Source organism: Bacteroidota bacterium, assembly GCA_016715945.1.
In the GTDB taxonomy this organism is placed as follows: Bacteria; Bacteroidota; Bacteroidia; order Bacteroidales; family F082; genus JALNZU01.
This window is the reverse complement of record JADJXJ010000004.1, coordinates 1-6,101: the sequence shown is the minus strand read 5'-3', so window position 1 is coordinate 6,101 and position 6,101 is coordinate 1. Positions and strand designations below refer to the sequence as shown.

Annotated in this window: 10 protein-coding genes; 5 read left to right on the top strand and 5 right to left on the bottom strand. The window is 51.9% G+C overall.

Annotation, left to right across the window (positions count from 1 at the left end; genetic code table 11):
* The first annotated feature begins 71 nt into the window (after positions 1–71).
* The 5 genes from IPM52_14510 to IPM52_14490 all read left to right on the top strand — a co-directional run bounded on the left by IPM52_14510 (position 72) and on the right by IPM52_14490 (position 2,246).
* Positions 72–374 carry a hypothetical protein gene (locus tag IPM52_14510; GenBank protein ID MBK9292817.1) on the top strand — a complete coding sequence of 101 codons (303 nt, stop codon included), beginning with the start codon at positions 72–74 and terminating at the stop codon, positions 372–374.
* 80 nt (positions 375–454) lie between these two features.
* Positions 455–649, top strand: coding sequence for a hypothetical protein (locus tag IPM52_14505; GenBank protein MBK9292816.1), 195 nt, complete (start codon positions 455–457; stop codon positions 647–649).
* Between the two features lie 282 nt (positions 650–931).
* On the top strand, positions 932–1,339 hold the full coding sequence (locus IPM52_14500) for a hypothetical protein (GenBank protein ID MBK9292815.1): 408 nt from the start codon (positions 932–934) through the stop codon (positions 1,337–1,339).
* Between the two features lie 148 nt (positions 1,340–1,487).
* Complete coding sequence (locus tag IPM52_14495; protein MBK9292814.1) at positions 1,488–1,703, top strand: hypothetical protein; 216 nt, start codon at positions 1,488–1,490, stop codon at positions 1,701–1,703.
* A 222-nt stretch (positions 1,704–1,925) separates the two neighbouring features.
* Complete coding sequence (locus IPM52_14490) at positions 1,926–2,246, top strand: hypothetical protein (GenBank protein MBK9292813.1); 321 nt, start codon at positions 1,926–1,928, stop codon at positions 2,244–2,246.
* Positions 2,247–2,431: 185 nt separating this feature from the next.
* Here IPM52_14490 and IPM52_14485 read toward each other — a convergent pair whose 3' ends face one another.
* Genes IPM52_14485 through IPM52_14465 form a run of 5 tightly spaced genes read right to left on the bottom strand, consistent with a single transcriptional unit; the run spans position 2,432 to position 5,828 of the window.
* The gene (locus IPM52_14485; protein ID MBK9292812.1) at positions 2,432–2,908 is read right to left on the bottom strand and encodes a hypothetical protein; all 477 of its coding nucleotides are present in this window, start codon (positions 2,906–2,908) and stop codon (positions 2,432–2,434) included.
* Between the two features lie 54 nt (positions 2,909–2,962).
* On the bottom strand, positions 2,963–3,274 hold the full coding sequence (locus IPM52_14480; protein MBK9292811.1) for a hypothetical protein: 312 nt from the start codon (positions 3,272–3,274) through the stop codon (positions 2,963–2,965).
* Position 3,275: 1 nt separating this feature from the next.
* Positions 3,276–5,420, bottom strand: a complete 2,145-nt coding sequence (locus IPM52_14475) for a GNAT family N-acetyltransferase (protein MBK9292810.1) — start codon at positions 5,418–5,420, stop codon at positions 3,276–3,278.
* A 1-nt stretch (position 5,421) separates the two neighbouring features.
* Positions 5,422–5,673, bottom strand: a complete 252-nt coding sequence (locus IPM52_14470) for a hypothetical protein (GenBank protein MBK9292809.1) — start codon at positions 5,671–5,673, stop codon at positions 5,422–5,424.
* A gap of 8 nt (positions 5,674–5,681) precedes the next feature.
* Complete coding sequence (locus IPM52_14465; GenBank protein ID MBK9292808.1) at positions 5,682–5,828, bottom strand: hypothetical protein; 147 nt, start codon at positions 5,826–5,828, stop codon at positions 5,682–5,684.
* Between the last annotated feature and the right edge of the window lie 273 nt (positions 5,829–6,101).

Here is a 6,101-nt window from a genome sequence, read left to right as displayed (position 1 = left end):
ATGGCACCGGCATTTTGGACAGCCTGGAGCTTTGGAAACAGTACAATCACCAGCCCGCAATATACGACCAGATGAAAAAACACCGCCGCACGCTCAAAAAGGCCCTAAATGCGGCCATTAACTATCCTACGCAAGGCGGGGCCGCTAGCATTGTAAACCGGGCGGCTATTGCGCTGGCCAAGGCTTATAAGGCTGAGGGTGTACCGGCCACCATTATTGCCAATATCCATGACGAACTGCTGGTGTCCTGTAAAGCCGGACATGAGCAACAGGCCGCAAAAATAATGCAAAATGTTATGGAAAATACTACAACGCTTAGCGTAAACTTAAAAGCAGAGCCAGTAATTGGAACGCGTTATGGAGCAATAAAATGAGTATGCTGCTACTGTTAGCCTTAAGTGCATTTAAAGCCAACGCAAGCGAAATTAGCTTTGCTGCCGACATAAAGCCTGTCATGGCTAGGTCGTGCGCTACTTGCCACAACGGCGCCAACCCGCTGCCCAACGTGCAACAGTATGCCGTTGCGTACCAGCTGCGCGCCGCCATTGTGCGCAAGGTGACCGGCCGAGAAATGCCCAAGTATGGCCGGATTTCAGAGTCTGACCGCGACCTACTGAAGCTTTGGGTGCAGTCGGGAGCTAAGCCATGAGCGCCAAAAGCCAACAACACTCAGAGGCGGACACGCACCAGCTGCTCGTAGACTGGTATCGGTTGCAGACCAGCTCCAGTGACCGCGCCGACGCTTGGGCCAAAGCCATTTCGGAGCTAGAGCAGGTATACAGCTCTGAGGGCGCGCTGGCTCAGTTTGCCCCACTGACCGACTGGCTCACGCAGCAGGCGCAGGCTCCAAAGTGCGAGTGCGGGTCAGCCGCCGTAGCTTGGCAGGCTGGTCACCATACTTGGTGGTGCCCGGCCAGCAAGGCAGGTTTGTATGACTAGGCAAGCTTTGCTCATAGTCGCGCTGGTGGCAGCCGCCGTAGCAGGTACGCGCTACCTGTGGCCGCGTGTCGAATACCGCCAGACAGTAGTAGAGCGTGAGACAATCAAAAAGGACGTTCGCACCATCATTAAGCACGTTGAGCGCAAGGATGGCAGCAAGGAAACCGTCACCACTATTGTTGATAACAGCAAGGAAAGCAGCAACCGCACTGAGACGATTGTCAAAGCAGCGCAAGCTCAGTGGCTGTTGTCCCCCTTGCTTAAAATTGATGCCAAGCAGGGCCTGACAGAGCCGGTCTACGGCCTAATGGTGCAGCGTCGCGTGCTGGGACCTGGCTGGCTAGGTGTTGCAGCTACAACAGATAAACAAATTATGGCTACAATTGGCTTAGAGTTTTGAGCATGAATGGAGCAGTTTTAACTATACTTATGAGCTTCGCTATTTCACTGACTTTTCTGGCTCAAGCAGAAACGACCGTGGACTATGTGGTGCACGGCGGTAGCGCAATATTATCTATAGTTCTTATTCAGTTAGCGTGGGGGTTAAAATGCAATTAGAAGCAGGGCAAGTGCTGAGAGTATTTTATAAGGACCAGTTAGGCGGGCCGGGCGTGTTCAGCTATCTGGATGTGCAGGGCGCTCAGTCTTTTGAAGTTGGTGCTTACGCGCTGGTCGTGCGCAAAGAGGCCGAAGACTGCTACTACCCGTTGATGCAGCTGGCAGCCTTTAAGGTGTTGGAGCAGGGGGTTAGCAGTGACACTTAAAGAGCGGGTAGAGCATATTAAGCAGCTCCAGGCTTTTGAGGCGCCGTGGGAAATTCGCCGCACTGGCATTAAGCCGCAGTTATTTGGCACGGACTTGTTTTTAACCGACGGCGATGGCGATGCTGTGACTGTAGACGAAGCTCGCACAATTGTGGCCTGGCTGGCAGAGCAACTTGGCGGGTCCGTGCACTGGGCATCTGATAAAAAGCCTAAGGGAGCAAAATGAAACTTAAAATTTTCCGCATGTCTGGGCTTCCGGTGCAGCCCGAGGCCTTAGAGCAATATAAGGCAGAGTTTACCTCCGGATTTGATGCAGCCAAAGCCGAGTGCGGCAACGATATGCTAGCACTGCAGGGCAAACTACAGACTCTTGAAGATGCACTGGTAGCTAAATATAGTGTGGTTGGCGAGGTTGAGCTGCCAAAAACAGGTAAAGCCTGGCGTGAGTTGCTGCAAGCATACTCAGCGCCGGTCATGGTCGCTCAAAGCAGCCAAAACACGGACGAGTATGTACTAGTTATTGTTGATACGCAAATGGGATAAAAACTTTTGAGCGGAGGTGCGAAAGCTGTGGGTGCTAGGCTCAGGCCACAAGCCCACTGGAGACGCACAGATTAAGAAAATACTCGGTGCCGAACGAGGGGTTTAGGGCCTAGAGGTCGCCCCAGTAAGCACATGGCCGGAGTCGCGCCCGGCCCGCTCATTTACTTTATGAACTGGCGTGCCCACTAGGCCGACGGTGGCCTCGGCTTGTCTACAATTGCAATAGCCACGCGAATGCTGTAGCCAGGCTGTTGCTGTACAATCTTGCGGCTGGTAACCTGCAACACCAGCTTATCATCTATGTTTAGGTTTGGCGCTCCTTGCGGAGCAGGCGCCTCATGGTACTTTGGACCGCACAAAATATCTGCCAAAATCTTTTCTACATTTGTTAGGTCAAAGCTCCGGCTGCTTATCGCGCCGTCTTTTGTAAAAAATATGCTGCTATGAAACGCAAACGTGAAGCGAAATACGTAGCAGTGCTTTGAGACGTCAAAGGCTTCTCGAAGCTCTTTGAGTGCCTTGGCGGGCTCGGCCTGACGCAGCAAATGGCAAGCCTGCATTTCCCAGTCGTAGCAGTCGGCCGTCTTGCGGTTGCGGTCGCGGCCATACATGGCGTTGACACTAAAGGGCTTAAGCTGAAGGGTGAAGGTGCGGCGCATCATATATATTATGCACTGTTTTGCAGCGCTTTGGCACGGTTTTTGCTTTTAACGCTATTACGGCAAAGGCTGGCCACAGGCAGGACAGGCAGGACAGGCAGGCACGGCCTGGGCTGGCTCCGGCTGGTTTTCCCTACTTAAGCCTGATGCTTCACTGCCCTGCATGGCTTCAGCCACCTTCTGCACCAACTCGTCGTCAACCTGGCTTTTAGTCTGCCGTGAAAGCCAATGTAGCAGCTTTAGCACGGCCCATTCGACGACTTTAGGGCTTATCAGGGCCTGAAGTAGCCGCCAGGCCGTGGCACGTAAAGCCAGTGCAAAAGCAGCTGCCAAAAGGCCTATAAGCGTTTTAAGGTCGGGCTGGTCCATGTTATGGCACCTTTTGGCCGGGGACGGCTGGTTGTTGCACTAAAGCTTCTACGGCCTCGGCGGGCTTTAGGGGCGTTGGTGCGCTTGGTGCCGGTGCAGGCTTTTTAGACGCGTCCTTAACCCGGTCCAGCAGTTTTTGCATGGCCGGTTTACTGCTAAATGCTTCATGAATTTCTTGAGGCGTAAAAAACTGTTCCAATTTTTTCGTGGCCGTTTGAAGTGGTGGCGTGGAGGTTATAATGCTGATGGGGTTGGCAGCTTTTTGTGCCTCATGAGCTGCTTTGCTAATACGCGGCCCTTTAAGCACGTCCAGCACTTTGTTCACGGCATTAGCGCCCTTGGCAGCTTTAGCGCTTTTGCCCACGGCGCGCATGACGCCTGCTCCTGGCGCTACAATGTTAGTGGGGTCCAGGCTCATTTCGAGGCCGGTGCCAAGCAAGCCGGTGGCCGTGTCTTGGTACTGCTGCGCTGTGCGGGCGTCTGTGCCCGGTAAAGTCGTGGCCTGCGCAATTTTAGCGGCTATGGCTTGGGCGATGTTGCTGACTGGTTGTTGCACTGCTTCGTCGTAGGCGTTGTAGGCTCGTTTAGCGGCGCCAAGTGGGCTAATGCCCTTAAGCACGTCGCCTGCCTTGGGGGCGCCACCGACTGCCGACATGAGCAGTGGACTGTCTTTGAAACGCGGGTCAAAAGCAGCAAACTTGCTTCGCACCTTGGCCGGGTCAAATAACATGAGGTGCTCGGTGTTCGGCGTAGTGTTAGGCATATTAAACTCATAGTCAGCGTTTATGCGCATAGAGTCATAACCGGCATCCTCCATAGCGCCTCTAGCAAACTCAGAGCTAAGAAAATTTCCGGCGTTGTCTGAAACCTCCTCTTGTTGCACGGCGTTTTTGACGCTATTAAAAATTTCGGCTGGTCGTTTTTCATCGTAAAGCTCAGAAGCATCAACTATAGCGTCGCTACGCACCTGGTATTTGGCCGCCTTGGCCCGGTCCCTAATGCCATTTACAATCTTTTCAGCAATAGGATTTTCTGAAACAAGGTCACCGTCGTCTATTGTGGAGCTTAGGTCTAGCCGCTGCTTGCTGTCGGGCCTCATGTCTGCTGTATTTTCTACACGCACCTTAACAGGATAAACAGCGCCGTCGTCAACACGTCCAAACAGCTTTTTTTCAGCCAAGTCTTTTGCGGTAGAGTAATCTAAATCTTTTTCACCACGGAGACGCTCGGTTAACTGCTTCCACTTATTTTTAACATCCGGGCCCTCTTTGTGCGCATAGTTGTAGCTAGCGTCTACTGGGTCATTTGTCAAGTAAATTGACTTGCCAGCAAAGCCTTCGGGGTTGCCCTTTTCAGGCTTAAACTGCTTTATGTCCCTGAAGCTGCCATGATAATAGTCTTCGTCGCCGAAGCCCATGCTGCGCGCACGTTCAGCCTGCGGCCCATAAACAGCATCCAAAGCCTCAAGATACTGTTGGCGCTCAGCGCCCTTTAGAGCCACAGCCTGCTCCGGCGTGCTTATGCGAGCCAAAATTTTTTGTGCTTCCGCGCGCAAATTTTTGTTGGGCGCCGGGTCGCGGGCAATGGCTGCTGGTGCTTCGGGGGATGGCAATTTAGCTTTTTTAGGCCCAGCATCAGGGTCAAACTGATAGCCTTTTTTTGTTTTTGAAATTAAATCAGGCCGCTTAGCCCTTAGCTTTTCCCAAATTGCCTTAGCCTCTGGCTCCATGGCCATAAGCTCATCACTGCTAACTGGGTACCCTTCGTTAAGCAGGGTTTCGTACATTTCGGTGCCTAAGCCACGCCCCTGCCGGTCACTGTTAATGTAAGAGGCCTTAATACTGCCGTTATCATCAAGGCCAATGTGGCCAACCACTTCACCGTCTTTTACAAAATATTTCTTTTCAGGTAGATAGTTAAGCCTGTAGTTATAACCCTCTTCGGACCAAGCCTTGCCCAAAACCTCGGCGTCATCCTCGCCAAGGTGCTCAACAGGTATTTCGATACCGGCTTTTTCCAGCTCGTCTAGCGTGTAGAGTTTTTTAGGGAGTTTATTGGCCTTGGTACCAGCAGCTTTAGCTGCCTTACTCTTAGCCGCTTTAGCAACTTGCTCCACTAACTCTTTTGCAACCTTAGCCTTGCCCATGCTACTGGCTCCAAATCCAGCTGACGCCTGCCAAGGCACCAACAATAGCAATAATCCAAGCCAACAATTTGCCCGCCCCGCGAACCTGCTCAACATGCTTTACTATCGGCAAAAGCTCATCCTCCAGTTGAGTGGTGCGAGCGACGTGAAACTCCAGTTCGGCGTTATACTTTGAAAGGTGCTTATCAATGCTGTCCAGCCGTTCGTCTAGCCGCTCTACTTTTGCCTCTATTTTGTCTAATTGCGTTTTCATGTAATGCCTTAAACACCCTCTGGAGTAGTCGGCTTAACAAACGCAGAAGCCTTTATAATGTTAAAGGCGGCCTGCAGTTTTTGCTTTTCTAGGTTGGTAAGCGCCTGCTTCAACTGATACTTTTTTAACAATTCTTTTGCTTCGCTAACGGTCATGTTTGCTTGCGCTGGCACTGCAAATTAATGCAGGTCCACCCACACCCCTCCGGCATAGCCTTGAAATTTGTTGCTGGTGGTGTTGTATACCAACATGCCATCTATGGCTGTTAGCGCGTCTCTTTGCGTGCTAGTAAGCCTGGAAAGCAAAACTGCTTTGGTTGTGCTGTCCACCTCCAATGCCACACTACTGTTGTCAACAGTGTCATTAGAGCCTGGTGTACCGCCAATAAGCAGATTGCCAGCAAAATAGTTGTTAACGCCAGGAGACTC

What these genes read in the sequence shown, in the direction of transcription:
- IPM52_14500 (MBK9292815.1), top strand. Translation starts at nt 932, where the DNA reads ATGACTAGGCAAGCTTTGCTCATAGTCGCGCTGGTGGCAGCCGCCGTA.
- IPM52_14510 (MBK9292817.1), top strand. Translation starts at nt 72, where the DNA reads ATGAAAAAACACCGCCGCACGCTCAAAAAGGCCCTAAATGCGGCCATT.
- IPM52_14495 (MBK9292814.1), top strand. Translation starts at nt 1,488, where the DNA reads ATGCAATTAGAAGCAGGGCAAGTGCTGAGAGTATTTTATAAGGACCAG.
- IPM52_14475 (MBK9292810.1), bottom strand. Translation starts at nt 5,420, where the DNA reads ATGGGCAAGGCTAAGGTTGCAAAAGAGTTAGTGGAGCAAGTTGCTAAA.
- IPM52_14480 (MBK9292811.1), bottom strand. Translation starts at nt 3,274, where the DNA reads ATGGACCAGCCCGACCTTAAAACGCTTATAGGCCTTTTGGCAGCTGCT.
- IPM52_14505 (MBK9292816.1), top strand. Translation starts at nt 455, where the DNA reads ATGGCTAGGTCGTGCGCTACTTGCCACAACGGCGCCAACCCGCTGCCC.
- IPM52_14485 (MBK9292812.1), bottom strand. Translation starts at nt 2,908, where the DNA reads ATGATGCGCCGCACCTTCACCCTTCAGCTTAAGCCCTTTAGTGTCAAC.
- IPM52_14465 (MBK9292808.1), bottom strand. Translation starts at nt 5,828, where the DNA reads ATGACCGTTAGCGAAGCAAAAGAATTGTTAAAAAAGTATCAGTTGAAG.
- IPM52_14490 (MBK9292813.1), top strand. Translation starts at nt 1,926, where the DNA reads ATGAAACTTAAAATTTTCCGCATGTCTGGGCTTCCGGTGCAGCCCGAG.
- IPM52_14470 (MBK9292809.1), bottom strand. Translation starts at nt 5,673, where the DNA reads ATGAAAACGCAATTAGACAAAATAGAGGCAAAAGTAGAGCGGCTAGAC.